This window comes from Mycolicibacterium holsaticum DSM 44478 = JCM 12374 (genome assembly GCF_019645835.1).
GTDB lineage: Bacteria > Actinomycetota > Actinomycetes > Mycobacteriales > Mycobacteriaceae > Mycobacterium > Mycobacterium holsaticum.
On sequence record NZ_CP080998.1, the window covers coordinates 4,775,941 to 4,802,296 of the forward strand.

At 69.2% G+C, this 26,356-nt stretch carries 30 protein-coding genes; 4 read left to right on the top strand and 26 right to left on the bottom strand.

Features of this window, described 5'->3' with window-relative positions:
• Positions 1–47: 47 nt before the first annotated feature.
• The 9 genes from K3U96_RS23030 to K3U96_RS23070 all read right to left on the bottom strand — a co-directional run bounded on the left by K3U96_RS23030 (position 48) and on the right by K3U96_RS23070 (position 6,925).
• Positions 48–296, bottom strand: a complete 249-nt coding sequence (locus K3U96_RS23030; RefSeq protein WP_069404828.1) for a hypothetical protein — start codon at positions 294–296, stop codon at positions 48–50.
• Positions 293–787, bottom strand: a complete 495-nt coding sequence (gene mce1N / locus K3U96_RS23035; RefSeq protein WP_069404827.1) for a transport-regulating membrane protein Mce1N — start codon at positions 785–787, stop codon at positions 293–295. The genes K3U96_RS23030 and mce1N overlap by 4 nt, the downstream gene beginning before the upstream one ends.
• A complete protein-coding gene (locus tag K3U96_RS23040) occupies positions 784–1,155 on the bottom strand; it encodes a hypothetical protein (RefSeq protein WP_069404826.1) in 372 nt (123 codons plus the stop codon). Before K3U96_RS23040 ends, mce1N begins: the two co-directional genes overlap by 4 nt.
• Before the next feature lie 12 nt (positions 1,156–1,167).
• Complete coding sequence (locus K3U96_RS23045) at positions 1,168–1,596, bottom strand: hypothetical protein (protein WP_372515045.1); 429 nt, start codon at positions 1,594–1,596, stop codon at positions 1,168–1,170.
• Positions 1,593–2,570 (bottom strand): porphobilinogen synthase, encoded by a 978-nt coding sequence (hemB, locus tag K3U96_RS23050; protein WP_069404825.1) that lies wholly within the window; start codon positions 2,568–2,570, stop codon positions 1,593–1,595. Before hemB ends, K3U96_RS23045 begins: the two co-directional genes overlap by 4 nt.
• Before the next feature lie 47 nt (positions 2,571–2,617).
• Positions 2,618–4,276: a bifunctional uroporphyrinogen-III C-methyltransferase/uroporphyrinogen-III synthase gene (locus K3U96_RS23055; RefSeq protein ID WP_220691207.1), complete on the bottom strand. Its 1,659-nt coding sequence runs from the start codon at positions 4,274–4,276 to the stop codon at positions 2,618–2,620.
• A 16-nt stretch (positions 4,277–4,292) separates the two neighbouring features.
• Complete coding sequence (gene hemC / locus K3U96_RS23060; RefSeq protein ID WP_220691208.1) at positions 4,293–5,243, bottom strand: hydroxymethylbilane synthase; 951 nt, start codon at positions 5,241–5,243, stop codon at positions 4,293–4,295.
• Positions 5,244–5,246: 3 nt separating this feature from the next.
• Positions 5,247–6,590, bottom strand: coding sequence for a glutamyl-tRNA reductase (locus tag K3U96_RS23065; RefSeq protein WP_069407988.1), 1,344 nt, complete (start codon positions 6,588–6,590; stop codon positions 5,247–5,249).
• Between the two features lie 80 nt (positions 6,591–6,670).
• Complete coding sequence (locus K3U96_RS23070) at positions 6,671–6,925, bottom strand: glutaredoxin family protein (protein ID WP_069407989.1); 255 nt, start codon at positions 6,923–6,925, stop codon at positions 6,671–6,673.
• A gap of 38 nt (positions 6,926–6,963) precedes the next feature.
• On the opposite strand from K3U96_RS23070, the gene K3U96_RS23075 reads away from it, so the two are divergent.
• Together K3U96_RS23075 and K3U96_RS23080 are read left to right on the top strand one after the other, a co-directional pair.
• Positions 6,964–7,881 (top strand): HAD family hydrolase, encoded by a 918-nt coding sequence (locus tag K3U96_RS23075; protein ID WP_069407990.1) that lies wholly within the window; start codon positions 6,964–6,966, stop codon positions 7,879–7,881.
• A gap of 74 nt (positions 7,882–7,955) precedes the next feature.
• A complete protein-coding gene (locus K3U96_RS23080) occupies positions 7,956–8,492 on the top strand; it encodes an FAS1-like dehydratase domain-containing protein (RefSeq protein WP_069407991.1) in 537 nt (178 codons plus the stop codon).
• Between the two features lie 60 nt (positions 8,493–8,552).
• Here K3U96_RS23080 and K3U96_RS23085 read toward each other — a convergent pair whose 3' ends face one another.
• From K3U96_RS23085 to K3U96_RS23125, 9 genes are all read right to left on the bottom strand, one after another.
• Positions 8,553–9,620 carry a lysophospholipid acyltransferase family protein gene (locus K3U96_RS23085; protein WP_069407992.1) on the bottom strand — a complete coding sequence of 356 codons (1,068 nt, stop codon included), beginning with the start codon at positions 9,618–9,620 and terminating at the stop codon, positions 8,553–8,555.
• A 37-nt stretch (positions 9,621–9,657) separates the two neighbouring features.
• The gene (locus K3U96_RS23090) at positions 9,658–10,752 is read right to left on the bottom strand and encodes an SDR family oxidoreductase (RefSeq protein ID WP_220691209.1); all 1,095 of its coding nucleotides are present in this window, start codon (positions 10,750–10,752) and stop codon (positions 9,658–9,660) included.
• Positions 10,753–10,783: 31 nt separating this feature from the next.
• Positions 10,784–10,885 (bottom strand): 30S ribosomal protein bS22, encoded by a 102-nt coding sequence (locus tag K3U96_RS23095; RefSeq protein ID WP_003402602.1) that lies wholly within the window; start codon positions 10,883–10,885, stop codon positions 10,784–10,786.
• 164 nt (positions 10,886–11,049) lie between these two features.
• A complete protein-coding gene (locus tag K3U96_RS23100; protein ID WP_069408249.1) occupies positions 11,050–11,313 on the bottom strand; it encodes a helix-turn-helix domain-containing protein in 264 nt (87 codons plus the stop codon).
• Positions 11,314–11,454: 141 nt separating this feature from the next.
• A complete protein-coding gene (gene proC, locus K3U96_RS23105; RefSeq protein WP_220691210.1) occupies positions 11,455–12,327 on the bottom strand; it encodes a pyrroline-5-carboxylate reductase in 873 nt (290 codons plus the stop codon).
• A gap of 29 nt (positions 12,328–12,356) precedes the next feature.
• Positions 12,357–13,166, bottom strand: a complete 810-nt coding sequence (locus K3U96_RS23110) for a thioesterase family protein (protein ID WP_220691211.1) — start codon at positions 13,164–13,166, stop codon at positions 12,357–12,359.
• A 28-nt stretch (positions 13,167–13,194) separates the two neighbouring features.
• Positions 13,195–14,040, bottom strand: a complete 846-nt coding sequence (locus K3U96_RS23115; RefSeq protein WP_220691212.1) for a sugar phosphate isomerase/epimerase family protein — start codon at positions 14,038–14,040, stop codon at positions 13,195–13,197.
• A 27-nt stretch (positions 14,041–14,067) separates the two neighbouring features.
• Positions 14,068–15,153, bottom strand: a complete 1,086-nt coding sequence (locus K3U96_RS23120; protein WP_220691213.1) for an Rv0497 family membrane protein — start codon at positions 15,151–15,153, stop codon at positions 14,068–14,070.
• Positions 15,154–15,178: 25 nt separating this feature from the next.
• A complete protein-coding gene (locus tag K3U96_RS23125; protein WP_220691214.1) occupies positions 15,179–16,204 on the bottom strand; it encodes a Ppx/GppA family phosphatase in 1,026 nt (341 codons plus the stop codon).
• A gap of 32 nt (positions 16,205–16,236) precedes the next feature.
• On the opposite strand from K3U96_RS23125, the gene K3U96_RS23130 reads away from it, so the two are divergent.
• Positions 16,237–17,013 carry a DUF3109 family protein gene (locus K3U96_RS23130; protein WP_069407995.1) on the top strand — a complete coding sequence of 259 codons (777 nt, stop codon included), beginning with the start codon at positions 16,237–16,239 and terminating at the stop codon, positions 17,011–17,013.
• 3 nt (positions 17,014–17,016) lie between these two features.
• Here K3U96_RS23130 and K3U96_RS23135 read toward each other — a convergent pair whose 3' ends face one another.
• From K3U96_RS23135 to K3U96_RS23160, 6 genes are all read right to left on the bottom strand, one after another.
• Positions 17,017–17,703: a winged helix-turn-helix domain-containing protein gene (locus tag K3U96_RS23135; protein ID WP_069407996.1), complete on the bottom strand. Its 687-nt coding sequence runs from the start codon at positions 17,701–17,703 to the stop codon at positions 17,017–17,019.
• Positions 17,700–18,875, bottom strand: a complete 1,176-nt coding sequence (locus K3U96_RS23140) for a sensor histidine kinase (RefSeq protein WP_069407997.1) — start codon at positions 18,873–18,875, stop codon at positions 17,700–17,702. The genes K3U96_RS23135 and K3U96_RS23140 overlap by 4 nt, the downstream gene beginning before the upstream one ends.
• A 130-nt stretch (positions 18,876–19,005) precedes the next feature.
• Entirely contained in the window at positions 19,006–19,755 is a 750-nt protein-coding gene (locus tag K3U96_RS23145; protein ID WP_220691215.1) for a phosphoglyceromutase, read from the bottom strand.
• A 94-nt stretch (positions 19,756–19,849) separates the two neighbouring features.
• Positions 19,850–20,353 (bottom strand): type III secretion system chaperone family protein, encoded by a 504-nt coding sequence (locus K3U96_RS23150; protein WP_069407517.1) that lies wholly within the window; start codon positions 20,351–20,353, stop codon positions 19,850–19,852.
• Positions 20,350–21,684 (bottom strand): D-inositol-3-phosphate glycosyltransferase, encoded by a 1,335-nt coding sequence (mshA, locus tag K3U96_RS23155; RefSeq protein WP_084223693.1) that lies wholly within the window; start codon positions 21,682–21,684, stop codon positions 20,350–20,352. Before mshA ends, K3U96_RS23150 begins: the two co-directional genes overlap by 4 nt.
• A gap of 38 nt (positions 21,685–21,722) precedes the next feature.
• The gene (locus tag K3U96_RS23160; protein WP_220691216.1) at positions 21,723–23,009 is read right to left on the bottom strand and encodes an ROK family transcriptional regulator; all 1,287 of its coding nucleotides are present in this window, start codon (positions 23,007–23,009) and stop codon (positions 21,723–21,725) included.
• 167 nt (positions 23,010–23,176) lie between these two features.
• Between K3U96_RS23160 and K3U96_RS23165 the strand changes: the two genes are divergently transcribed.
• A complete protein-coding gene (locus K3U96_RS23165; RefSeq protein ID WP_069407520.1) occupies positions 23,177–23,923 on the top strand; it encodes an SDR family oxidoreductase in 747 nt (248 codons plus the stop codon).
• A gap of 55 nt (positions 23,924–23,978) precedes the next feature.
• Here the strand turns inward: K3U96_RS23165 and K3U96_RS23170 are convergent, their stop codons facing one another.
• Entirely contained in the window at positions 23,979–25,265 is a 1,287-nt protein-coding gene (locus K3U96_RS23170; protein WP_069407521.1) for a L,D-transpeptidase, read from the bottom strand.
• Positions 25,266–25,280: 15 nt separating this feature from the next.
• Positions 25,281–26,336, bottom strand: coding sequence for a UDP-N-acetylmuramate dehydrogenase (locus tag K3U96_RS23175; protein ID WP_069407522.1), 1,056 nt, complete (start codon positions 26,334–26,336; stop codon positions 25,281–25,283).
• Between the last annotated feature and the right edge of the window lie 20 nt (positions 26,337–26,356).

The window sequence follows — 26,356 nt, forward strand, 5'->3', positions numbered from 1 at the left end:
ACAGTGTTACAAATTGTGCACTTTGTACCAAGCGGTTGTGAGCGGCCTCACGGTCCCGGCGAGCGCCGTCGCAGCCGGGCGATACCCAGCACGGCCAGCACCCCGGCCACCGTCGCCAGCAGCAGGGACAGCCCCAGCAGCGGCGCGCTGTACACCACCGACGACGTCGCGGGCTCACCGTCCAGCACCGGCCCGACCATGACCGTCGTGCTGGCCGCCAGCCAGCTCAGCACGCAGCCGACGGCCGCGACCACCGCCAGCGCCAGTTCGACCGCGGCGCGAACCGGTGCTCTCACGGCGTGCGGTCCGGTGGGATGCGTTCCTCGACCAGCTGGCTCAGCGCCATGCGCAGCTGGTGGTGCTTGCGCGCCCACGCCTGGGCGGCGCGGTCGTTGGCCAGCTTCAGCCCGATGCCGGTGCGGCCGCGCGGGACGCCGGTCAGCTCCCCGAGCGCGCGCGCCGACTGCCATTTCGGCTCTTCGGCACCCGTGGCCTCCGGATACACCCGCACGATGTCGTCGACGCTGATCCGTTCGGTGCCCTGCCGCAACGTATCCGGCGTCAACTCGACGGACGTGTGGATCCGCGCGGCCTTGACCTGGATGCCGAGAAATCCCGAAACCAACACCAGGAAGATGCCGGGCACCAGCAGCTGGATGCCGTAGCCGGCCGACGCCTGGATCAGGCCCATGGCGAGCGCCGCGGCGGGACCCGCGAGCACCCACCACCAACTGGCGCCCTGCTCGTAGAACAACACCTGCTGCGGTGTTGCGCTGCTCTGCGTCACTGGATGTCCTCCTGCATGGGTTCACCTCGCCGCGTCATCAACACGGCGCCGGCGATCAGCGGCAGGATCGCCAACAACGTAAGTAGGTGCACGACGCCCAGTGCGGCGGTCAGACCGACCCACACCGCGGTCACCAACGCCAGCGCCACCGCGGCCCGGCGGAACCGCGTGTCGCCCTTGCGGCTTCGCCCGGCCAGAAACGCCATCGCGGCGCCCACCACGACGGTGACGACACCGCCGGCGCGAAACACCGTGGGCAGGTTCACCGATGCGGTCAGCAAGCCGCCCACCATCAGCATCACCGCAGCACCCACCCAGCACCAGAACGCGGCGCTGACAAGGGTCGGTCGGGGCTGTGCGGCGGTCATTGTCGGGCCAGCCTAACGGGTGAAGAACGGGTGGGCGTCCTTGCGGTGCAACAGCACCGCCCCCCCGATGATCAGCACCGATCCCACGATGGCGCACACCGCATATGTGAAGGCCGCCGCGGTGTGGCGTTCCTCGGCGAACAAGCTGCTCGCCATGTACACCACCGACGCGACGCCGCCGCCGGTCAGCAGCGTGCGGGCCCACCGGTAGCCGTGGCGCATCAGGATCTGGAAAGTCAGCACCACCGCGAACAGATTGACCACGAACATCACCGAAACCACCGCTACCGGCATCGGCACGTGGTGTTCAGCCGAACCCAGCACATCGACGAGATAACCGGTCACCGTCAGCGGCAGCGCGATCACCCACAGCCAGAACCCTGTTTCGACGTCGGGCGGCCGGCCGCCGGGCGCCCGCGGCTCGTCCGGATCCGAGATCACGCCAACCAGCCGGCGGCCTCGGCCGCCCAGTACGTCAGCACGATGTCGGCACCGGCCCGCCTGATGCCGGTCAGCGTCTCCAGCGCGACGGTGCGCAGGTCGATCCAGCCGTTGGCGGCCGCGGCGCTGATCATCGCGTACTCACCCGAAACCTGGTATGCGGCAACGGGTACCGGCGACACCTCAGCGGCCGCGCGCACGATGTCCAGGTAGCCCATCGCCGGCTTGATCATGACGATGTCGGCGCCCTCGTCGATGTCCAGCGCCACCTCGTGCATCGCCTCGCGGGCGTTGCCGGGCTCCTGCTGATACGTGCGGCGGTCCCCGCTGAGGCTGGAGGCCACGGCCTCGCGGAACGGGCCGTAGAAGCCCGATGCGAATTTCGCGGCGTAGGCCAGGATCACGGTGTCGGTATGACCTGCCGCGTCCAGGCCGTCGCGGATCGCGGCGACCTGACCGTCCATCATGCCGCTCGGACCGACCACGTGCGCACCGGCATCGGCTTGTGCCACAGCAAGTTCCACGTAGCGGGTGTTGGTCGCGTCGTTGTCGACGCGGCCGGTCGCGTCCAGCACCCCGCAGTGTCCGTGGTCGGTGAACTCGTCGAGGCAGGTGTCGGCCATCAGCACCGTGTCGTCACCCAGATCCTTGGCCAGGTCGCGCAGCGCGGCGTTGAGGACGCCGTCCTGCGCCACCCCGATCGACCCGGTGGCGTCCTTGTCGTCGTCGCGCGGCACCCCGAACAGCATCAGCCCGCCCACCCCCGCGGCGACCGCGTCGGCGGCGGCGCGACGCAATGAGTCGCGGGTGTGCTGCACGACGCCGGGCATGGAGGAGATGGGCCGCGGCTCGTCGATGCCATCGGCGACGAACATCGGCAGCACGAGATGCCGTGGCTCAAGCGATGTTTCAGCGACCAGGCGGCGTATCGCCGGGCTGGATCGCAGCCGGCGAGGGCGGTGACGCGGGAACATGGATGAGCGCTCGCGCGAAGACCCTGTCACTGCGGCTCCTCCCGTCGCTACCGCCGGCGACTCTTCTTGCGCGGCGGCGGCAGCGCACCCTCGGCCCGCAGCCGGGCGGCGTGCTCGGCCAGCGCGTCGACCAGCGGGCCCACCGCGGCGACCTCCGGCTGCACGTCCACGCGCAGACCGAATTCCGCTGCGGTCTCGGCGGTTTTGGGGCCGATGCACGCGACGATGGTGCGCGCATGCGGTTTACCGGCGATGCCGACCAGGTTGCGCACCGTGGAACTCGACGTGAAGCACACCGCGTCGAAGCCACCGGTCTTGATCATCTCGCGGGTATGCGCAGGCGGCGGCGCGGCGCGCACCGTCCGGTACGCGGTGACGTCCTCGATCTCCCACCCGCGCTCACGCAGCCCCTCGGCCAGCGTCTCGGTCGCGATGTCCGCGCGCGGCAACAGCACTCGGTTCACCGGGTCGAAAACGTCGTCGTAGGGCGGGAAGTCGTCGAGCAGGCCCAGCGAGGACTGCTCACCTGAGGGCACCAGCTCGGGTTCGATGCCGAAGGCACGCACCCGGTCCGCGGTGGCCTGGCCCACGCAGGCGATCTTCACCCCGGAGAAGGCGCGCGCGTCGAGGCCGAACTCGTTGAACTTCTCCCACACCGCGCGCACCGCGTTGGTCGAGGTGAACACCACCCACTGGAACCGGCCGTCGACCAGTCCCTTGACCGCGCGCTCCATCTGCGCGGGGCTGCGCGGCGGTTCGACGGCGATGGTCGGCACCTCGATCGGCGTCGCGCCGTGGCCCACCAGCTTTTCGCTCATCTCACCGGCCTGGTCCTTGGTGCGGGGCACCAGCACGGTCCAGCCGTACAGCGCGCGGCTCTCCCACCAGTTCAGCTTGGCGCGGTGGTTCACCGTCTTACCGATCGTCACCACCAGCGGACCGGCCAGCGGGCCCGTCGCCGGTTCGATGCCGGCCGGCTTCTCCAGCACCGCCTTGTCCAGCAGGCCGCCCAGCGTGGTCTCCACCGAACGCTGCTGGCACGTCGTGCCGTTGGCGGTCACCACGGCCGGCGTGGTGTCGGTCAGCCCGTACTCGATCAGCGTGCGCGCCGCGTCCGGCAGATGCGTCGCGGTGGCGTGCAGGATCAGCGGGCCGGGCGCAGCGGCCAGCGCCGCCCAGTCGACGTCACCGCGCACATCGGCGACGGTGTGCGCCGATCCCAGCGGCAACCCGGCATAGGTGGGCACCGCGGTGGTGTCGGGCAGCCCCGGCACGATCTCGAAGTTCAGGTGCGTCTTCGCCAACGCCGACACCTCCGTGATCACCGCGTCGATCGACAGCGGGTCACCCGCCACCAACCGCACCACGTCGACACCCGTGCGGGCCTCGGTGGCCAGCGCCTTGGCGACCTCGGCCGGATCGCCGACGGCCGACCGGATGTCCGGGCCGCCGGGGATCATCGAGCTTTCGCCGTCGGCGTCGGTGGGCGCTTCGGCTGGCTCTGGCCCCGCCGGTGGCGGCAACTCGGAGCCCACCAGCGTCCGCACCGCTTCGGGCACGTCGGGATCGGTGAACACCAGGGCGGCGTTGGCCAACACCGCGCGGGCCCGCAACGTCAGCAGGCCCGGATCACCCGGACCCGAGCCGACGAACGTGATGTGGCCCGGCTTCGCCCTGCGACCTCGCCCGCTACTGTGGCCTGTCATCTCTCGTCACTCCGCTCTACAGCTCAGTGCGACCCGCCATGATTTCGCGCGCACCGAGATCGAACAGCTCCCTGGCCACCGAGAGCCCCAACTCTCGTGCCCGATCGGGAGTTCCGATCCCGGACGCGCGGATCACGTCGGATCCGTCCAGCGCCGCCACGCATCCGCGCAGCGACAGCTCTTCGAAGACGCGGCCGTCCTCATCGATGGACTCGACCACCTCGGCGATCGCGCCCACCGGTGCGGAACAACCCGCCTCCAGTTCGGCGAGCAGGGCTCGTTCAGCGGTGATTGCTGCGCGTGTGTCGGCGTCGTCCAACTCCGCCAGCTGCGCGGCAAGCTCGGTGTCGTCCGCGCGGCACTCCACCGCGAGCGCACCTTGAGCCGGCGCTGGCAACATCTGCACCGGCTCGAGAGTCTCGGTGACATCGGCCAGCCGTCCGATGCGGGACAGTCCCGCCCGTGCGACCACGATGCCGTCGAGATCACCGTTGCTAACCCTGTTCAACCTGGTATCTAGGTTGCCTCTTAGGGGGCGGATTTCCAAACCGAGACCCAATGCTCTAAGCTGTGCGATCCGCCGCGGGCTCGATGTGCCGATCGCCGAGCCCGCCGGCAACTCCCCGAGCACCATTCCGTCGCGGGCCACCAGAGCGTCGCGAGCATCCTCGCGCGGCGGCGTTGCGGCGATCGTGAACCGCGGATCGACGGCGGTCGGCAAATCTTTACAGGAGTGCACGGCCATGTCGACGCGCCCGTCGTGGATGGCCTCGCGCAGGGCGGCGGTGAACACCCCGACGCCGATGTCGACGATCGGTCCCAGGTTGCGGTCACCTTCGGTGGAGATGATCACCAGCTCGGCGTCGTATCCGCGGGCGGTCAACGCGTCCAGGACGGTACCGGCCTGGGTGGTGGCCAGCAGGCTGCCGCGGGTGCCGATCCGAAGTTTAGGGCGACGTTTCGTCAAGCGTTACTCGGTCTTGTCGTTTTCGGTTGCCACTAAAGGCAATTCACCAGCGGCCACGGCGTCCACGGCTTGCTGGTCGAGCTCGAACAGTTCGCGCAGCGCCTCGGCGTAGCTGTCGCCGCCCGGCGCGCTGGCCAGTTGTTTGACCCGCACGGTCGGTGCGTGCAGCAGCTTGTCGACCACCCGCCGCACGGTCTTGGCGACCTCGGCGCGGTGGGCGGCGTTCAACTCCGGCAGCCGGTTGTCCAGCCGCAGCAACTCGGCCTCGACCACGTCGGCGGCCCGCTGCCGCAGCGCGGTGACGGTCGGGGTGACCTCCGACATGCGCTGCCCGGCCAGGTAGTTGGCTACCTCGGCGGCGACGATCGAACGGGCGGCTTCGGCGTCGGAGGCCGCGGCGCGCGCGGTGGGCTCGCGCTGGATGCGCTCCATGTCCACGACGTACACCCCGGGCAAACCGGTGATCGCCGGGTCGACGTCGCGGGGCATGCCTAGGTCGCAGATCACCAGTTGTTCGCGCTCCGAGCGGCCGGCCAGGCCGCGGTGCGCGTCGGCCAGCGAGACCACCGGGCGCACCGCGCCGGTGCACGACACCACCACGTGGGCGTCGCCGAGGACACCCGGCAGGTGGTCGAGCGGAAACGCGTCGGCGACGACGCCCTGGGCGCGCACATGCTGCGCCAGGCGCCGGGCCCGGGGCAGCGACCGGTTCACCACGTGCACGTTCTCGATGCCGGCGCGGATGAGCTGCTTGGCCGACAGCGAGCCCATCGAGCCCGCGCCGATCACGACCGCGCTGCGGCCGGCCAGCGAGCCCAGCTTCGCTTCGGCGATGCCCAGCGCCACCGACACCACCGACGTGCCCGCGGCGTCGATGCCGGTCTCGGTGTGCACCCGCTTACCCACCGAGAGGGCGCGCTGGGAGAGTTCGTGCAGCGTGCGGCCGACGGTGCGGTTGGCCTCCGCGGCGGCGTACGCCCGGCGCACCTGCCCGAGCACCTGCTGTTCGCCGATCACCGCCGAGTCCAGGCCGCTGGTCACCGCGAACATGTGCTCGACGGCCGCCTCGGCGTAGCGCACGTAGGCGTATTTGGTCAGGTCGCCCAGCGACATGCCGGAATGGTCGGAGAGCACCTGCCCGATCACCGAAAGGCCGCCGTGGAACGCCTCGACGACGGCGTAGACCTCGACGCGGTTGCAGGTGGACAGCACCATCGCCTCGGTCACCAGAGGCGACTGCAGCACCTGGTCGACGATCTTGGCCTGTTCGGCCTCGTCGGTGCTCAGTTGTTCGAGGACCGACACCGGCGCGCTGCGGTGCGAAACACCGAAAAGCAATACGCTCACGGCCGCATCACCATGTCATCCAAGGTAGTCGGTGAACAGTTAGGTAACCAAATTTCGCGACTTCTGCTGCGAAACTGTGTTCACCTGGCCAGGTCGGCCCGCAACCGCGGTTCGTCGACCTCCCAGTAGCTGTGCTCGCTGCCGTCGAGCAACACCACCGGGAGGCGGTCGCCGAACTCAGCGCGCAGCGTCGAATCTCCGGCGGCCGCGGCGGCGTCGACGTCGGTGATCGTCAATGCGAACCCCAGCTCGTCGGCCAGCCGCTGGAGCTGGGTGGCCGCCCCCGTACAGATCACACAGCCCTCACGCGTCAGCAACTCCACCCGCCGGTCCATGTCGCAAGTATCGCCGGTGCGTGACTTAGGGTTGATTCGTGTCCGATTCCGGTCGCATCGAGGCCGAACAGCTGGCGGGGCCGTCGACGCCCTCGGCGCAGCGGGCTGCCGGTGAGGCCAGCGCCGAGGCGGCCGTCACGGAGTTGGCCGCCGAGGAGGTGTCCGCTCCGCCGCCCCCGCCGCCGGATCTGACCGCCGCGGCGTTCTTCGACGTCGACAACACGTTGGTGCACGGATCCTCGCTGGTGCACTTCGCCCGCGGGCTGGCCGCACGCAAATACTTCACCTACGGCGATGTCGCGAAGTTCATCTACGCGCAGGCCAAATTCCAGCTCATCGGCCGGGAGAACAGCGACGACGTCGCCGAGGGCAAACGCAAGGCGCTGGCGTTCATCGAGGGCCGGTCGACCGCCGAGCTGGAGGCGCTGGGCGAGGAGATCTACGACGAGATCATCGCCGACAAGATCTGGCCGGGCACCCGCGCGCTGGCCCAGATGCACCTCGACGCCGGCCAGCAGGTGTGGCTGGTCACCGCGACGCCCTACGAGCTGGCCGCCACGATCGCGCGCAGGCTGGGCCTGACCGGGGCGCTGGGCACCGTCGCCGAATCCGTCGACGGCGTGTTCACCGGTCGGCTCGTCGGCGACATCCTGCACGGCACCGGCAAGGCGCACGCGGTGCGGTCGCTGGCCATCCGCGAGGGGCTCAACCTCAAACGCTGCACGGCCTATTCGGACAGCTTCAACGACGTGCCGATGCTGTCGCTGGTCGGCACGGCCGTGGCCATCAACCCCGACGGCGACCTGCGTGAGCTCGCCCGCGAGCGCGGCTGGGAGATCCGCGATTTCCGCACCGCGCGCAAGGCTGCACGCATCGGGGTGCCCTCGGCGCTGGCCCTCGGCGCGGTCGGCGGTGCGCTGGCGGCCGTGGCGTCGCGCCGCCAGGACGCCAAGTAGCGGGCCGGAACCGGGGTCCGGTGCCGGCGCGCTGATAGGCTCGCGCCGCCGAAACCGAAAGAAGAGATCGCGTCATGGCCATTGCCGAAAACATCATCGGAACCCACTACCGCTACCCGGATTACTTCGAGGTGGGCCGGGAGAAGATCCGTGAGTTCGCCAAGGCGGTCAAGGACGAACATCCCGCGCACTACTCGGAGGAAGCGGCCAAGGAGTGCGGTTACGACGGGCTGATCGCGTCGCTGACGTTTCTGGCGGTGGCCGGCCGGCGGGTGCAGCTGGAGATCTTCAACCAGTTCGACGTGCCGATCAACATGGAGCGGGTGCTGCACCGCGATCAGAAGCTGACCTTTCACCGCCCCATCGTGGCCGGTGACAGGCTGTACTTCGACTCCTATCTGGATTCGGTCACCGAGTCGCACGGCGCCGTGGTCACCGAGGTCCGCGGCGAGGTGACCGACGCCGACGGCAAGCCGGTGATCACCAGTGTCGTCACCGTGATGGGTGAGGCCGCCTCGGACACCGAGGCCGACGAGGTCACCGCGCAGATCGCCGCGGCCCGCGATGAGGCGATCAAGCAGATGATCGCCAAACAGAGCGCGAAGGGCTAGCGATCCGTTGAAGGGCCGCGTACGGCGCACCGGAAGTGTGCGACGACTGGCCGCTCGGCGCTAACCGAGAAACATGTTCCTGCGGTTGGCCAGCAGCTGATACAGGGTCTGCTGGATGGTCTCGCGCACGTGGTCGGTCAGCTCGAAGGTGACCATCGGATCGTCGGCGGCCGACTCGTCGTATTCGGCGGTCTCGATCGGCTCACCGAATTGGATGTGCCACTTCGACGGCAACGGCACCAGCCCGGCGGGCCCGGCCAGCGGGAACAGCGGCGTGATCGGGAAGTACGGCAGCCCCAGCAGGCGGGCCAGCAGCTTGACGTCGGCGATCATCGGATAGATCTCCTCGGATCCGACGATCGAGCAGGGCACGATGGGCGCCTTGGCGCGCAGTGCGGCCGACACGAACCCGCCGCGGCCGAACCGCTGCAGTTTGTAACGGTCCTTGAAGTGCTTGCCGAGGCCCTTGTAGCCCTCCGGGAACACCGCGGTCAGCTCACCGGCCGCCAGCAGCCGGTCCGCGTCGGCGGTGCACGCCAGGGTGTGGCCGGCCTTGCGCGCGGCGTGGCCGAGCACCGGCAGGTCGAACACCATATCGGCGGCCAGCAGGCGCAGATCGCGGTGCGTCGGGTGGTGATCGTGCACCGCCACCGACGCCATCAACCCGTCGAACGGCAGCACACCCGCATGGTTGGCGACCACCAGCGCCGCTCCCGAGGTCGGCAGGTTTTCGATCCCGCTGACTTCAACCCTGAACCAGGACTTGAAGAACACCCGCATCAACGGCAGAAAGAGGGCGTCGTTGAGATGTGAGTCGAATCCGAACTCGTCGACCGGGTAGTCACCGGTCATCCGCTTGCGGATGAACTCAGCGACCGCAGCGATGCGTTTGGCGAGTTCGTTGGGGGTCTGCTCGGGGTCCGTGCCGGCGGCGACGCCGCGGTGTTCGTCGATCTCGTGGATGACGGCGGCGATCTGTTCGGCCGACGCGCCGCCCGGCGGGTCGGAGAGCACCGAGGGATGTCGGCGACGCGCGCTCTCGGCACGCGCGGCGGTGCGCCGCTGAGCCGCTGCACGACTCGAGTTCTTATGCAGCGGAATGACTTTCGCCTTCGGCTCGCCCGCCACGCTCGTTACCTTCTCCCGCCGGATGTAAAGTTCGCGTCTACCTTCCCCACCGTTGAGCCGCAGCCACGGCCCTACTCTCCATTGAGCGTACCCAGCCAGGGTCGATGATCGGAGTCAAGCCGCGACCCCGGACATAGTCGTCAAAGGCCTCCGCGGTGGTCCACTTAGGGCTGTAGCCGAGGTCATTTCGCATCCGCGAGGTGTCCATGACCCTGCCGTAGCTCAAGTAATCCAACTGCTCGCGATCAAGCTCAGTGTAGCGAGTTGCGCGCCATACCGAATCCACGACGGCCAGCGCCGACCGCGGCAGCGCCAGCGGTATGCGCCCGGCCCGCCGGATCGCCTGGCTCATCATGATGATCCCGGAGGCGCCGATGTTGAACGTGCCCGGTTTGCCTGCCATCGTCGCCCGCTCCAGCGCACCGAGCGCGTCCTGTTCGTGCAGCAGCTGCAACCGGGCGTCGTGGCCGGCCACCGTCGGTACCACCGGCCCGGCCAGGTAGCGCGACAGCGCGGTGTCCATCGCCGGTCCGATCATGTTGGCCAGCCGCAGAATCGTGACGGTGATGTCGGCTCTGCGCCGGCCCAGGCCGCGGGCATAGCCCTCGATGTCGATGCTGTCGCGGGCGAAGCCGTCGCGCGGTGGGCGCCGGGCGCTGGTGTCCTCGGTGAACATCACCGGGTCGTGTGCGCTGGCTCCGTACACCTCAGATGTCGACTTGACGATCACGCGGCGCAGCGACGGCGCCTTCTGGCAGGCGGCGAACAGCTGGATGGCACCCATCACGTTGAGCTCTTTGAGCGTGGCCCGCCCACCCGAGCGCGGGGCGTACGACGCGGCCGCGGCGTGCACCACGGTATCGACGTCACCGTTGCGGATCACCTTGGCGATGAACGGGTTTCGGATGTCGGCGCGGACGAACTCCGCGCGGCCCATGCGGCGCAGCAGGTCCTTGCTCGGCGCGATCGCATCGACGGCGATGACATGGTCGATCAACGGGTTCTGCGCCAGCCGGGCGGTGAGATACCCGCCCAGGAACCGGCACGCCCCGGTGACCAACACGACCTTCGGATAGTGCGCGCTCTCGCGCGACTCAGGCCCGTCGGCGCGCCCGCGACCCTCGGAATCCATATCCGGTCAGCCTAGCGACCGCGGACGAAAGTTACTTGCCGAGCTTTCTGCGCTGGACCCGGGTACGACGAAGCAGCTTACGGTGCTTCTTCTTCGACATCCGCTTGCGTCGCTTCTTGATGACTGAACCCATGAACTCCGAAGTCTCCGCTACCTATAGCAATTGCTTGACCCGGCCACCTTACCGGCACGACCTCGGTGAACGGAAAACGGCTCTGCTGGCGGGCAGAATGCGCACGCCCATCGGGCAGCGTCGGACGCCGCATGCGTGATGTGCGCGCCTCGCCGGAGAAACCCCTAGCCGGCGTCGAAGTACGAGCTCTCCAACATGTCGTGGACCGCCTTGGCATGCACCCGGAACGAGCGGCCGACCCGCACGGCGGGCAGCTCTCCGTTGTGCACCAGCCGGTACACCGTCATCTTGCTGACCCTCATCAGGCTGGCCACTTCGGCGACGGTGAGAAATTGAGCTCGTGGCGGCTGGCCGTCGGTGGAGCCGGTATCACGTGCCGACTTGCCACTAGCCGAATCCCGCGCCGATGGCCCGTTCATAGACGTCATCGCAACCCAATCATTCAGGCACAGGCGGCTCCAGCGGCTTCCCCACCGCTGGCACCCCAACCCGTGCTTACAAGGAGGAGAATAGCGTGGCTTGTGGGGTTACTGCGACGGGTGTGGGTTAATCGGCCCGAATTAATTGAATTACTGAGATGTAATTCCTAGCTGCTCAGAGCGTGTTTTGGCGGCTTCGACGGCGTTGGCCACCGCTGCCCGCAAACCGCCCTTTTCGAGTTCACGCAGACCAGCCGCGGTGGTACCGCCGGGCGAGGTAACGGTCGCGCGCAACTGGGCTGCGGAGGTGTCCGCGGCCGCGCTCGCGGGTGCGCCGGCGCCCGCCTGGCTCTGGTCGAGCCGATCCAGCAACATCGCGGCCGACCCGGCCATGGTCTGCACCACCAGTTCGGTGGCCACCGCGCGCGTCAACCCCGCGTTGACCCCGGCGTCCACCAACGCCTCGACCATCAGGAAAAAGTAGGCCGGGCCCGAACCCGACAGCGCGGTGACGGCGTCCAGTTGCGTCTCCGGCACGGTCAACACGCCGCCGACCGCGTCGAAGATCGCCGACACCTCCTTGAGGTGCTCGGCCGTGGCGAACCGGCCCGGCGCCAACGCGCTGACGCCTCCGCCGACCACGACCGGCGCGTTGGGCATCACCCGGATCACCGGCGCGCCTGCGGGCAGCTTGTTCTCGAAGAAGGCCGTCGTCACCCCCGCCGCGACGGTGACGAAAACCTGTTCGGCGGTGTCACTTTCGGCCTGCGCCGCGGCCTCGGCGATCTCACCGACCAGGCCCTCGACGTCGAACGGCTTGACCGCGACGATCACATACGTCGCGGTGTCGACGGCATCAGCGACCGACGTCACCAACACCGAGTGCTTCTCGGCGAGGTACTTCGCGCGCTGGGGGTCCTTCTCGGCGACCACCAGATCCCTGACCTGTCGTCCGGCGCGCAGCAGCCCGGACAGCAGCGCCTCACCCATGCCTCCGCCACCGACGATCGCGATTCTGGCCATGCCGGAAAGCATTGCAGATGCCCGTCGGGCTATTCGCTCGGCACCAGCGCGAGTTGACGGCTCTGCACCACGATGTGGCCCTCGCAGTCGACGACGATGTGGTCTTCGTCGAACCAGTCCTGCCCGATCTGCACCGTCGTGCACAGCACCCGCAGCCAGCCGTCGGCGGGCAACGCACGCAGATAGGCCGTCAACTGCACCGTCGGCGCCCACCCGAACCGGTTGACGCCGAACGTCACCGGGGCCGACACGTCACCGCACAGCAGGGCGAACAACACATCGGGCGCGGTGTCCTTGGGCCGCACCCAGTACTCGATGACCGGCGGGCCGCCGTCGGTGCGCGGGGCGAAGCTGGTCAGCGCCGGGCGGATGTCGCAGCCCCGCGCCAGGTGCACGACATCGGCCATGGGATGGCCCGGGCCGATCGGCTCCAGCCCCGGCGGCGGCTCGGGCTGCATCAACGGGATGACGGGATTCACCGACAACAGCGGAGCCACGTGGTGCTCGGGTTCGCCCAGCGTCACCGCGGCGCGCACCGCTGTGCGCTCGCCCTGGTTGAGTTCGACGTCGATCAGGCTGACCCGCCGGCCCCGTTTGCGCACGGTCGTGACCAGCCGCAGCGGCCCGGGGTCGGGCGCCCACAGGAAGTTGCCCGAGACCGCGATCGGCTCGACGTCGCCCCCGTGCTCGGTGCGCGCGGCGTTCGCGCACAACGCCAGCATCGCGCCGCCGTGCACCTTCGGCCCGATCGTCCAGTGCTCGTTGAGCTCACCGTCGTACACGCCGTCACCGGCCTCGGTGAGCGCCATCGCATCGGTGAACAGGGTGGAGCCAGCCATCAGCGGTTTTCCTCCGTCAGCGGGAATGTCAGCGCAGCAGGTGTGCGCGGGCGAACTGCAGCGACTCCGTCAGCAGCGCCTCACGTTCGGCAGCGGTCCGCGCGCCCGAGGTGGTCACCTCAAGGATCACATGCCCGGAAAAGTCACTGGCCGCCAGCATCTCGCAGATCTCGGCCGTGGGCTGGGTGCCGTGGCCGGGCACCAGATGCTCGTCGGTGGAGGCGCCGCTGCCGTCGCACAGGTGCAGATGCACCAACCCGTCCCCCATCCGGCGGGCCATGTCGACCGCGTCGGTGCCCGCGGTCGCGGTGTGGGACAGATCGAGCGTGTAGTGCGCGTGGTTGCCGTCCAGCGGGTCGTAGGACGGGGCGAACGCCGAGATGCCGGGTCCGGGCTTGCCCCCGCGTTTGCGCATCCGCTCGATCGACGTCTGCCCCGCGCCGAAGAACCGGTCGGCGCGGAACGGGAACATGTTCTCCACCGCGACCATCACGTGGCTGGACGCCTCGAGCTCGGCGACCTGTTCACTGAACCCCTCGGCGTAGCGGCGCTGCCAGCGAAACGGCGGATGCACGACGACCGTCTCGGCGCCCAGTTCCTCGGCGGCGCGCACGCTGCGTTCCAGTTTGGGGATGGGGTTGGCGCCCCACACCCGCTGCGAGATCAGCAGGCACGGCGCGTGCACCGACAGCACCGGCACCCCGTAGCGCTGCGACAGCTTGGCGATGGCTTCAATGTCTTGGCTGACCGTTTCCGCCCACACCATCAACTCCACACCGTCGTAGCCAAGGCGTGCGGCGTACTCGAACGCGGCCTCGGTTCTCAGCGGATAGACCGAGGCCGTCGACAGACCGACCTTGATGGCAGGGCGCACAGTGTTTATCGCGTTATCGGCCGGCGCCTAGCCCGACTGCAGCAGTGCCAGCGGGCCCAGCGTGACCAGCGCCCCGACGGCGACCGCGATCAGCGTGCTGCCGATGTCCTCGGTCTTGCGCACCACCCGCACGCCCACGACCAGGCCGAGGATCACCAGCACCGACAGCACCAGCGCGATGATGTTGTTCCACTTCCACAGCTGGTCGAACGCGATGAACAGGCCCGCGCCGAACGCGACGGCGATGACGCACTGCCCGACCACCCAGGCCGCCCGCAGGATCGCGGACAGCCGTCCCGGCGCGGCGGTGTCGGCGTCCTCGTCGTGCTCCTCGAGGTCGATGTCCTCGGGCCCGGGATGCACGCCGCGGCGCGCCAGGTCGTCGGCGACCGTCTGGCCGCCGAACAGCGGTCCGTCGGTGGAGCGCAGGTACGACGGCAGCTCGTCACCGTCGGTGGCGTCCTCGGCGGCGTCGTCGACGTCGGTTTCGGCGAGGTCAGCGTCGTCCTCATCGGCGGGCGCGTCGGCCCAGTCGACGACCGGGTCGGGGCTCATCTGCTCGGCGCCCACCGCGGCGGCCGACGAGCGGCTCGACGCGTCGGAGGAGCGCAGGGGCGGCGCGAAGAAGTCCAGGTCGGGATCTTTTTCACGGTGTTCGATGTAGGCCGCGTAATCGGCCACCGCATCGGCGTAGTCGTCGTCGGTGTCCTCGGCGCTTTCGGTGTCGGCATCCTCGAGCGCCTCGGCGTCCTGGGGCTCGGCCTCGACGTCGTGTGCGTCGGTGTCGACCGCTGGCGCCTCCTCCTCGACGGGCGGTGCCTGCTCGGTCTCGACGTCTTGTGCCTCGGTCTCCACCGCGACGTCCTGGTCGACGGCACCGTTGGTCTCTACGGCCTCGGTCTCGGCCGGTGCCGGTCGGGTGCTCGTGGCGGTGTCGTCGGGGCGGATGATCGGGATCTCGCCGGTCAACTCGGCGACCGTGATCGAATCCGTGTCGCCGCGGCGCCGCCTGCGGCGGCCCCCAAGGGGCGGGGCACCGATGGTGCCGTTGCGCGCGAGCAACTCCGCCACCGAGATCGGTCGCGTGGTGCTGCTGTCTTCTGGTCCTGTCATCCTCTGTCGCCTCTGGGCCTCGTCACTATCGTCCAGCATTGCGTGCGGACGTTTCCACCGAGACCGGATTGTCGGCATCGCCGACGGTCCTCGGATCGTCGGCGCCGCCGATAAAGCCGCTACCGTTGGCTTCGCTGTCGAGTTTCCGCAGAATCAGCCCTTCTCGCAACGCCCACGGGCAGATGTCCACGGTCTCCACGGCAAGCGCGTTCATGCTCGCCTCGGCCACCAACGCCCCGGCCACGATCTGCGGCGCCCGGTCGCTGCTCACCCCTTCCAACTCCGCTCGGTCAGCAGCGGTCATCCTAGAGATGAAAGCTATGAGCTGCCTAAGGCCGGTCGCGGTGAGGGTCCGTTTCACCCTCGGCCCTGCTCCTGAGGGTGCCGCGCCGGTCAGGCGGGCCAGCGAGCGAAACGTCTTGGAGGTGGCAACGGCCAGGTCGGGAGCGCCGGCCTTGAGCACCTCGGCACCGGCGTCGGCGAGTTCGGTGGCCAGCCAGTCGCGCAGCATCGCGACCCGGCGCCGACCCGGCGGGTCATCGGGCAGCCATTCGCGGGTCAGCCGGCCCGCGCCCAGCGGGAGCGACAGCGCCACTTCGGGTTCCTCGTCGACGCCGTTGCACAGCTCCAGCGAGCCGCCGCCGATGTCGATGTTGACGATGCGCCCGGCGCTCCAGCCGTACCAGCGGCGCACCGCCAGAAACGTCAGCCGGGACTCGTCGACCCCGCCGAGCACCTTGAGCTCCACCCCGGTCTCGGCGCGCACCCGCGTGAGCACCGCTTCGGAGTTGGTGGCGTCGCGCACCGCGGAGGTGGCGAACGCCATCAGCTCCGCGCACCCGGAGCTGGTGGCGATCCTGGCGAACTCGTCAACGGTGCGGACCAGCTTGTCGGCGCACCTCTTGGTCAGGTTGCCCGAGCTGTCCATCGCCTCGGCGAGCCGCAGCGACGCCTTGGTGGAGCTCATCGGCGTCGGATGGCCACCACGGCGCGCGTCCACCACCAGAAGGTGAACGGTATTGCTGCCCACGTCGAGCACGCCTAATCGCACCCACCCAACTTAATCGGTCTACCGTTGAATACGTGACTGGCACGCACCCTGGAGAGGTCGAACTCGATTTCGCCCGTGAGTGGGTCGAGTTCTACGACCCCGACAACCCCGAGCATCTGATCGCCGCCGATCTGACGTGGCTGCTGTCGCGGTGGACCTGTGTGTTCGGCACACCCGCGTGCAAGGGCACGGTGAAGGACCGTCCCGACGACGGGTGTTGTTCGCACGGCGCGTTTCTGTCCGACGACGACGACCGTGCCCGCCTCGACGACGCCGTCAAACAGCTGACCGCCGACGACTGGCAGTACCGCGACAAGGGGCTGGGCAAGAAGGGCTACCTCGAGGACGACGAGTACGACGGCAAGCCCAATCTGCGCACCCGAAAGTACAAGGGCGCGTGCATCTTCCTCAACAGACCTGGGTTTCCCGGCGGCATCGGGTGTGCGCTGCACAGCAAGGCGTTGAAGCTCGGGGTGGAACCGTTGACGATGAAGCCCGACGTGTGCTGGCAGCTGCCGATCCGGCGGGTGCAGGAATGGGTGGAGCTGCCCGACGGCACCGAGATCCTCAAGACCTGGGTCACCGAATACGACCGCCGGGGCTGGGGTGAGGGCGGCGCCGATCTGCACTGGTACTGCACCGGTGACCCGAACGCCCACGTCGGCGCCAAACAGGTGTGGCAGTCCTACGCCCCCGAGCTGACCGAACTGCTCGGCGAGAAGGCCTACAGCGAGCTGGCGGCGATGTGCAAGCGGCGCAGCGCTTTGGGTCTCATCGCCGTGCACCCCGCAACCCGAGCCGCCGAATAGGGATTAACCCTCGAGCTTGTAGCCCAAGCCGCGCACGGTGACCAGGCGCACCGGGTTGGCCGGGTCGGCCTCGATCTTGGAGCGCAGCCGTTTCACGTGCACGTCAAGGGTTTTGGTGTCGCCGACATAGTCCGCGCCCCATACCCGGTCGATGAGCTGGCCGCGGGTCAGCACCCGCCCGCTGTTGCGCATCAGGTACTCGAGCAGGTCGAACTCCTTGAGCGGCAACGTGATCGTCTCACCGTTGACGGTGACCACGTGCCGTTCGACGTCCATCCGCACCGGACCGGCTTCCAGCACGCCGTCGCCGATGCCGTTGTCGTCGGCCTCGGCGCCGCGGCGCAGCACCGCGCGGATGCGGGCGATGAGTTCACGCGCGGAGTACGGCTTGGTGACGTAGTCGTCGGCGCCGATTTCGAGACCGACGACCTTGTCGATCTCGCTGTCGCGGGCCGTCACCATGATGACGGGAACACTTGAGCGCAACCGCAATTGCCTGCACACGTCGGTTCCGCTCATGCCGGGCAGCATCAGGTCGAGCAGGACGATGTCGGCGCCGGCCCGCTCGAATTCGGCCAGCGCCGAAGGTCCGTCGGCCACCACGGTGGCCTCGAAGCCCTCCTTGCGGAGCAGAAAGGCCAGGGGATCAGCCAAGGACTCCTCGTCCTCCACGATCAACACGCTGGTCATGTGATTTCGCTAGTCCTCTCGTCATCGTGATCGGGATATACCGGAATCGACAGCGTGAACGTCGATCCCGTCCCGGGCTGACTCCACAGCCGGATGGATCCGTTGTGGTTGGCGGCGACGTGCTTGACGATGGCGAGCCCGAGGCCCGTTCCGCCGGTGGCCCGTGAGCGCGCCTTGTCCACCCGGAAGAAGCGTTCGAAAACCCGCTCCTGGTCTTCACTGTCGATGCCGATACCCCGGTCGGTGACCGCGATCTCGATGTTGTTCTCGCGCCGACGGCGGCTGACCGACACCGAAGATCCGTTGGGCGAGTAGGCAATCGCGTTGGCCACCAGGTTGGCCAGCGCGGTCACCAGCAGCGTCTGGTCGCCGAGCACGCGGTAGCCGGTCGGCGCGTCGGTGGTGATCGCGATGTCGGCGTTGTCGGCGACCACCTTGTAGCGGGACAGCGCCTCAGACACCACGGTGTCCACGTCGACGGCTTCCAGATCGGGCAGTCGCTCGGCGCCCTGCAGCCGCGACAGCTCGATCAACTCGCCGACCATGTTGGCCAGCCGGTGTGATTCGGCGAGCATCTTCTCGGCGAAATGGCGTGCGGTTTCCGGATCGTCGGCGGACGCCAGCAGCGCCTCGGCGAGCACGCTCATCGCGCCGACGGGGGTCTTGAGTTCGTGGCTGACGTTGGCGACGAAGTCCCGGCGGGTCGCTTCCATGCGCGCGTGCTCGGACTGGTCGTCGACGTACACCACGGCGAACCGGCGATCCTCCTCGGTCAGCAGCCGGACGTGGCCGCGGATGGACTGCGCCGATCGTCCCGGGGTGCTGCGTTTGCGCGGCGACAGGTCGACCTCGACGTCCTCGCCGGTGGCCAGCGTGCGTTGGGCGGCCAGCCACGCCCGGTCGTCGAGCAGCCGGTCGGTGACCAGGCCCAGTTCGCGCGCCCGGTCGTTGGTGTAGACGACGTCACGGAAGGTGTCGACCACGACGATGCCGACCGGAGACTGGGAAAGTACGTGTTCGAGCATCTGCGAGACGGTGATGCCGGCCTGCTGAGCGGTCCGGCGGCGGCGACGCTCGACCAGGCGGGGAGCAACGCCCGCCCCGAGCCCGACGCCGATCACCAGCGCGAGCAGCGCCACCACCGCGAGCGGTAGCGCCGATACGACACTCACGCGAGAAGCGTACGCATTCGGTCGACGTCATCCCAGCAGCGTGCGGGGTAAGCGGGACAAGTCACACAGCAAATCCCAGGTATTCGACTGCCGTTCACCCCGTGTTCGCCCAAAACGGCGCGGCGGGGAGCTATTTGGCGCCTTGGGCGGCGACGGCGGCCGCACCGGCCGCGGCGGCCTCTGGATCCAGGTACTGCCCGCCGATGACCGTCGGCTTGAGATCGGAGTCCAGGTCATAGCGCAGCGGGATGCCGGTGGGGATGTTGAGCCCGACGACCTCGTCGTCCGACATGCCGTCGAGATACTTCACCAGCGCGCGCAGCGAGTTGCCGTGGGCGGCGATCAACACGGTTTTACCCGCGCGCAGATCGGGTTCGATCACCTCGGTGTAGTACGGCACGAACCGTTCCACGACGTCCTTGAGGCATTCGGTGCGCGGCGGGCCACCGGCGATGTCGGCGTAGCGCGGGTCGCCGTCCTGGCTGTAGGTGCTGCCGGGTTCGATCGGCGGCGGCGGGGTGTCGTAGCTGCGGCGCCACGCCATGAACTGCTCTTCGCCGTACTTCTCCTTGGTCTCGGCCTTGTCCAGACCCTGCAACGCGCCGTAGTGGCGCTCGTTGAGCCGCCAGTCGCGGTGCACCGGGATCCAGTGCCGGTCGGCCTTGTCCAGCGCGAGGTTGGCGGTGCTGATCGCCCGGCGCAGCAGCGACGTGTAGAGCACGTCGGGCTGGCGGTCCAGCTCTTTCATCAGCTCACCGGCGCGCACAGCTTCGGCGCGCCCCTTCTCGGTCAGGTCGACGTCGACCCATCCGGTGAACAGGTTTTTGGCGTTCCATTCGCTTTCGCCGTGGCGCAGCAGGATCAGCGTCGAGTTGCCCATGGCTCAGAGACTAGCCCGAGTCGAGAGCGACGAAATGGTGGGATCTACTCGCACAAACCCGCCCAAAGGTGCATTCGGGCGAGAGCCCGAGAACTCACTCGTCGATGAGGTGCTCGAAGGCCTGCAAATTCTTCAGCGACTCACCGCGCGACACCCGCCACTCCCACTCTTTCTGGATCGACGAGCGAAAACCCAACTCCAGCAACGTGTTGAAGTCCGAGTCGACGGCCTCGAGCACCTGGCCCAGCACCCGGTCGATCTCGTCGTGGGTGACCGAGTGCAGCGCCATCCGGCCGACCAGATAGATGTCGCCGACGTTGTCGAGGGTGTAGGCCACCCCGTACAGCCTGCGGTTGCGCTTGAGCAGGAACCGGTAGACGCCCTCGTGGTTCTCGTCGGGCTGGCGGCATACGAACGCCTCGACGCGCACCGAATGCTCGCCGATGGACAGGATCGTGTTGGTCTTCAGGCGCCGTTCGCCGGGCAGCTCGACGATGATGCCGGGCAGCCCGCCGTGTGCGCCCTCGTGGCGGGTGCAGATTAGGTCGTTGTCCTTACAGGCGTCTTCGATGATCTTTTCGACGTCGGCGCTGTTCATGCCCGCACCCCCCGGCGTCGCGTGAAGATGCGGCCGTTGCGTCGCGCGGCGGCGTCGCGCTGTTGGTCGCGGGCGCGGTGGTCGGTGATCGCGCGCCTGTAACTGGCCAGCAGCGCATCGACGGTGTGCGCCCAGGAAAACGTGGCGGCATGCGCGACGGCCGCCGCGCGCAACGTGTCCGGGCCGCGGTCCAGCAGCGCGCCGATGGCCGCCGACCACTCGTCGACGTCGTGGCTGTGCACCAGGGTGCCGGTTTCGCCGTCGCGCACGGCGACGGGCAGCCCGCCGACCGCGGCGGCGACCACCGGGGTGCCGGCGGCCTGGGCCTCGATGGCGACCAGGCCGAACGACTCCGAATGGCTCGGCACCGCGATCAGGTCGGCGGCCCGGTACACGTTGACCAGTTGTTCGCGCGATTGTGGCGGCAGGAACCTCACCCGATCGGCGATACCCAGCTCGTCGGCGAGTCGAATCAGCCCGTCGGGCGCCGCCAGTCCGGTGCCCGACGGCCCGCCCACCACCAGCACCTGCACCCCGGGCAGCTTGGCCACCGCGCGCAGCGCCACGTCGGGCGCCTTGAGCGGTTGGATGCGCCCGACGAAACCCACCGTCGGCGCATCCAGGTCCAGGCCGAGCGCGGCCCGGGCCGCGCGGCGGTCCCCGGGGGTGAACGTGTCCAGGTCGACGCCGGGGTGGACCACGTCGATGCGGGACGGGTCGGCCTGGTGCAGCGAAACCAGTTGCTGCGCTTCGAGTTCGGTGTTGACGATCAGCCGGTCGGCCTCGTCGACCACCTGCTGTTCGCCCACCGCGCGCAGCGGCGGTTCGGGTGCGTCACCGTCGGCCAGCGCGGCGTTCTTGACGGCGGCCAGCGTGTGCGCGGTGTGCACCAGCGGCACCGCCCACCGGTCCCTGGCCAGCCAGCCCACCTGACCCGACAGCCAGTAGTGCGAGTGCACGATGTCGTAGTAGCCGGGCTCATGGGTCGCCTCGGCGCGCAGCACGCCCGCGGTGAACGCGCACAGCTGGGTAGGCAGGTCGTACTTGTCGAGGCCCTCGAACGGCCCGGCCACCACGTTGCGCACGAGCACCCCAGGCGCCACCGGCACCACGGGCGCGTCGGCCGACGAGGTTGCCCTGGTGAAGATCTCCACCTCGACGCCGCGGCGGGCCATCTGCAGCGCGGTTTGCAGCACGTAGACGTTCATGCCGCCCGCGTCGCCCGTGCCGGGCTGGGCCAGCGGGGACGTGTGCACCGATAAAACGGCGACGCGTCTGGGAGGCGGGCCGCCGGCACCTTCTGGCCGGGGCACATCCGTGACTAGGCGCACACACTCATGTCTACACCGCCACGGCCGAGAGCTTGGGCTCAGGCGGTGGCGTCCTTGCGGCTGGCGCGTCGCATCGCACCGATCGGCTCGGCATAGAGGCCGCCGAGCGAAACCACCCCGGCGCCGGCCTCCTGCACCCGGTTACCGAAGGCGGTCAACCGGATTTGCCGCGGCGGCATCACCGAACGCTGCGCGTAGGCCGCTTCGACCAGGCTCATGCCCTCGGGGTACTCGGTGAACGCCTGACCGCCGACCACCAGGTCGTCGGGGTTGAGCATGTCGCGCAGCAGCGCCACCGCCTCGCCGAGCACCCGCGCCCGTTCGGCCAGCAGGCCCTGCGCCTGCGAGTGAGGCTGGCGCGCGGCCCGCAGCAGCGCCTGCATGGTCGACGCAGGACCCTCGGCGGGGATGATGCGCGCCTTGCGGGCCGCGGTGAGCACCGCCTCGTCGCTGACCGTGGACTCCAATTGACCGGTGCCGCCGAGCAATTCGGAATGCGCGGGTAACGCGGCGATGGTGCCGGGCCCGCTAGCCGGGGAATGCACCCGCCCGCCGATCGACAGTGCATAGCCGACGGTCTCGCGCGCGTAGACGTAGAGGCTGGTCGACGCGTGCGACGGCGGGCGGCGCACGCCGAGCAGTAGTTCGGCACCGGCCATGGCGTCAACGTGGGAGGCCAGCGACACCGGCAGACCGAGCGTCTCGGCGAGCACCGGTCCGACGGGCGCGTTCGACCAGCCCAGCCGCGGGTGATCCAGCGATCCGGCGGTGCTGTCGACGACGCCGCCGGCGGCCACGCCCACCCACAGCGGGCGGCGGCGGTGCCAGCGGCTCAGGTAGCGGCGAGCGCTTTCGGCCAAGGCGGCCAGCGCGACGCCCTGGGGTCCGCGCGGGGTCGGTGTCTCGACCACGTCGAGCGTGCGACCGAACAGGTCGGTGGCCACGATGCTGACAGCGCGGGCGCCGATGTGGATACCGAGGGTCAGGTACGGCTCGTGGTTGACCTCGACGGGCACCCGGGGTCTGCCGATCGCGCCGGATACCGCCAGGTCAGCGCGTTCCCGCAGCACACCGGCCTCCAGCAGCGCGGTGACCTGCCGGTTCACCGTGGCGATGCTCAGCCCGGTGACCTGCGCGATGACGTCACGGGCGATCGGGCCGCGCAGCCGCGCGGCCCCGAATACCGAGGCGGCCGCGCCGTCGGCGACCTTCAGCGACGGGGCGACGATGTAGGTGCGGGCCTGGGGGTACCGCCCGCTTGCGGGGGACAGCGCGCGCTTGGTGTGGGCGACGGTGGGAGCCGGGCGAACGATGGTGGTGGTCATGGGATGTCCTTCGGGAAGTCGGCGGGCGGAGGGTTGGCCATACCCGGCGACTCGTCAGGACGTACGAAGCAGCTATCCGAGGTCGCTCAGGCGCGGCAGATCGCGCGGCGACAACAACAGCTTGCGTACATGCGGTGGAATTTAGCACGGCTACTACAGTTGGGCAGATGACGACACCACAGACCGCAGCGCGGGTCGCGGTGGTCACCGGCGCCAGTGCCGGCATCGGCGCAGCAACAGCGAAAACCCTTGCCGCTCAAGGTTTTCACGTGGTCTGCGTGGCCCGCCGGGCGGACCGTGTCGAGGCGCTGGCCGAGGAGATCGGCGGCACCGCCAGTGTGACGGACGTCACTTCCGAGCAGGATGTGTCGGCCCTGGCCCAGCGCCTGCAGCGGGTCGATGTGCTGGTCAACAACGCCGGCGGTGCGCGCGGCCTGGAGCCGGTGGCCGAGGCCGACATCGACAACTGGCGCTGGATGTGGGAGGCCAACGTGCTCGGCACGCTGCGGGTCACCAGGGCGCTGCTGCCGAAGCTGATCGAATCCGGCGACGGGCTGATCGTCACCGTCACCTCCATCGCGGCGTTCGAGACCTACGACGGCGGCTCGGGGTACACGTCGGCCAAACACGCCCAGGGCGCGCTGCACCGCACCCTGCGCGGGGAGCTGCTGGGAAAACCGGTGCGGCTCACCGAGATTGCACCGGGCATGGTGAAGACCGACTTCTCGCTGCGTCGGTTCGAGGGCGACGAGCAGCGGGCCGCCAAGGTGTACGAGGGTGTCACGCCGCTGGTCGCCGAGGACGTCGCCGAGGTGATCGGGTTCGTCGCGTCACGCCCGTCGCACGTCAACCTGGATTCGATCGTGATCCGCCCGCGCGATCAGGCCACCGCGTCGCGCTTCAACCGCCGCTGACAGTGATTTGTGCGCGTTGACGAGCGGTGAGCGCAACAAAACGCACACAAATCCCTCAGCGGCCGGCCGGTTGCGGGGCACCCGACGGTGTGGCCGGGGCGGTGCTGGGGATCGCGTTGGGTGAGGGTGTGTCGGTCAGCGCCGACATCGCCTTCCACTCATCCCACGGCACCACCCAGTCCCAGATGTCGCCGTCGCTGTAGGACAGCTCGATGCGGGTGCCGGTGACCTCCACCGGATCGCCGTACACAGCGCTGCCGAAGTACTGCTGGGCGTCTCCCTCGGACAGGTTGATGCAGCCGTTGGTGACGTTGCTGCTGCCCTGCGAGCCCAGGCTGGCCGGGTTGGCGTGGATGAACTCGCCGTTGTTGGAGATCCGCACGGCCCAGCGTTCGTGGATGTTGGCGTAACCGGCGGCCGGGTTGGTCATCCAGAAGTCCTCGTACTTCTCGGTGACGACGTGGATGCCGCTGCGGGTGACGTTGCGGTCCAGGTCGCCCTCGCCGTAGCTGCACGGGAAGTCCATGATCACCGCGCCCTGCTCGTCGATCACCTGGATGCGGTGTGACGGCGCGTGCGCCCGAACCACCTGCCTGCGGCCGATCTGGAAGTGCAGCGTCGAGTCGGCCGCACCGTAGGCGCCGTCGCCGAACGGCACCCCGTACAGCCGAGCATCGACGTCGACCTTCGTGCCCGGCGGAAAGTACTCGCGGGTGCGCCAGTGCATGCGCGAGCCGCCGACCTCGTCGGGCAGCCAGGCCCAGCCGCCCTCCACCGGCGGGTCGGTGGTCACCTTGACGGCTCGCTCCACCGACGCCTTGTCGCTGATCGACGCGTCGAACTGCAGGATGATCGGCGCCGCCACCCCGACGGTCTGACCGTCGGCGAGCTGGAACTGTCCGCTGACCTGTTTGGCCGGGTCGAGTGTGGTGAAGTCGCCCGACACCGGCATCGCGTTGCCGTCGCGGCCGACCACCGAGCCGCCCCAGGTGTACCGCACGCCGTAGCCGAGCGGTTCGGCGACGGTGAACGCGGTGCGGTCGCGGTTGAGCGTGCCTGCGACGGCCTTGCCCTCCGGATTGGTCAGCGTGACGTGCTGGAACCAGCCGTCGGTGACCTCGACGCGCACCGGCGCGACGGGCGAGACGTCGGTGGCCGCGTCGGCCGGTTCGAACTTGACCGACGGCGCCGCAGGGGCGGCCGCCTCCCCCGGCGTCGAGCTCGTCTTACCGGAACAGGCCGCCAGCGCCCCGGGTACGACGACCCCGACCACCAGGGCGGACAGGGCGCGCCGCCGGCTGATCTGCGGCGGCCAGGCATCGAAATTCGGGCCGGGGCTCACGCGAACCCAGCGTACCTAGAGGCGGCAGCCGACCAGTGCAGGCTCGGGTGTGAGTTCGATCCCGAACGCGCTTCTGACGCCGTCGCGGACGGTCCGGGCCAGCGCGATCACGTCGGCGGTGGTGGCCGTGCCGCGGTTGGTGATCGCCAGCGCGTGCTTGGTGGACAGCCGCGCGGGTGCGCCGTCACCGGGATAGCCCTTGGCAAACCCCGCGCGCTCGACGAGCCAGCCCGCCGCCAGCTTCACCCGCTCGGCCGCCGGGTAGTTGGGCACCGGCCCGTCGACGCTGGTGCGCAGCCGCTCGAACTCCGCACGTGACACCACGGGGTTGGTGAAGAACGAGCCCACGCTCCAGGTGTCGTGATCGGCCTCGTCGAGCACCATGCCCTTGCGGGCCCGCAGCTGCAGCACGGTTTCCCGCACGCGCACCGGGTCGACGTGTGCGCCGGCCTCGACACCGAGCGCGGTGGCCAGCTCGCCGTAGCGCATCGGGGCGCTGCGCCCGCCGGGGTCCAACGCGAACTCCACCTCGAGCACGATCGCGTCATCGGAGTGCTTGAGGACGCTGCTGCGGTAGCCGAACTTCAGCGCGTGGGCCGCCACCCACCGCTCTTCGCCGGTGCGACGCTCCAGCAGCCGCACCCGGCGGATGGAGTCGGCGACTTCGGCGCCGTACGCGCCGACGTTCTGCACCGGGGTGGCGCCCGCCGAACCCGGTATGCCGGACAGACATTCGAGCCCGCCGAGGCCGTGGGCCAGCGATGTCACCACGACGTCGTCCCACGCCGCGCCCGCCTCGGCGCGCACCACGTTGTCCTCGACGGTGATCTCGGTGTTGGCGAGCAGGATGACGGTCAGATCGGTCAGGTCGTCGGCCAATACGACGTTGGATCCGCCGGCAAGCACCAGCGCGTCGTCGTCGGGGCCGAGGGCACGCACCACGTCCACGACCTTTTGGGTGGTGTCGCAGGTGAGGAGCCGCTGCGCGACCCCGCCGACGCGCAGCGTGGTCAACGGACCCAGCGGCACCGCCTCCGCGACGGATGCGCCCCCGATGACCGATGTGACCACGGCCGGTAACGGTAGCGTGG

What these genes read in the sequence shown, in the direction of transcription:
- K3U96_RS23150 (WP_069407517.1), bottom strand. Translation starts at nt 20,353, where the DNA reads ATGAACAGCGCCGACGTCGAAAAGATCATCGAAGACGCCTGTAAGGAC.
- K3U96_RS23080 (WP_069407991.1), top strand. Translation starts at nt 7,956, where the DNA reads ATGGCCATTGCCGAAAACATCATCGGAACCCACTACCGCTACCCGGAT.
- K3U96_RS23160 (WP_220691216.1), bottom strand. Translation starts at nt 23,009, where the DNA reads ATGACCACCACCATCGTTCGCCCGGCTCCCACCGTCGCCCACACCAAG.
- K3U96_RS23120 (WP_220691213.1), bottom strand. Translation starts at nt 15,153, where the DNA reads ATGACAGGACCAGAAGACAGCAGCACCACGCGACCGATCTCGGTGGCG.
- K3U96_RS23040 (WP_069404826.1), bottom strand. Translation starts at nt 1,155, where the DNA reads ATGACCGCCGCACAGCCCCGACCGACCCTTGTCAGCGCCGCGTTCTGG.
- K3U96_RS23110 (WP_220691211.1), bottom strand. Translation starts at nt 13,166, where the DNA reads ATGGCTGGCTCCACCCTGTTCACCGATGCGATGGCGCTCACCGAGGCC.
- K3U96_RS23135 (WP_069407996.1), bottom strand. Translation starts at nt 17,703, where the DNA reads ATGACCAGCGTGTTGATCGTGGAGGACGAGGAGTCCTTGGCTGATCCC.
- K3U96_RS23095 (WP_003402602.1), bottom strand. Translation starts at nt 10,885, where the DNA reads ATGGGTTCAGTCATCAAGAAGCGACGCAAGCGGATGTCGAAGAAGAAG.
- K3U96_RS23055 (WP_220691207.1), bottom strand. Translation starts at nt 4,276, where the DNA reads ATGACAGGCCACAGTAGCGGGCGAGGTCGCAGGGCGAAGCCGGGCCAC.
- hemB (WP_069404825.1), bottom strand. Translation starts at nt 2,570, where the DNA reads ATGTTCCCGCGTCACCGCCCTCGCCGGCTGCGATCCAGCCCGGCGATA.
- K3U96_RS23145 (WP_220691215.1), bottom strand. Translation starts at nt 19,755, where the DNA reads ATGGGCAACTCGACGCTGATCCTGCTGCGCCACGGCGAAAGCGAATGG.
- K3U96_RS23100 (WP_069408249.1), bottom strand. Translation starts at nt 11,313, where the DNA reads ATGACGTCTATGAACGGGCCATCGGCGCGGGATTCGGCTAGTGGCAAG.
- K3U96_RS23070 (WP_069407989.1), bottom strand. Translation starts at nt 6,925, where the DNA reads ATGGACCGGCGGGTGGAGTTGCTGACGCGTGAGGGCTGTGTGATCTGT.
- proC (WP_220691210.1), bottom strand. Translation starts at nt 12,327, where the DNA reads ATGGCCAGAATCGCGATCGTCGGTGGCGGAGGCATGGGTGAGGCGCTG.
- K3U96_RS23165 (WP_069407520.1), top strand. Translation starts at nt 23,177, where the DNA reads ATGACGACACCACAGACCGCAGCGCGGGTCGCGGTGGTCACCGGCGCC.
- K3U96_RS23090 (WP_220691209.1), bottom strand. Translation starts at nt 10,752, where the DNA reads ATGGATTCCGAGGGTCGCGGGCGCGCCGACGGGCCTGAGTCGCGCGAG.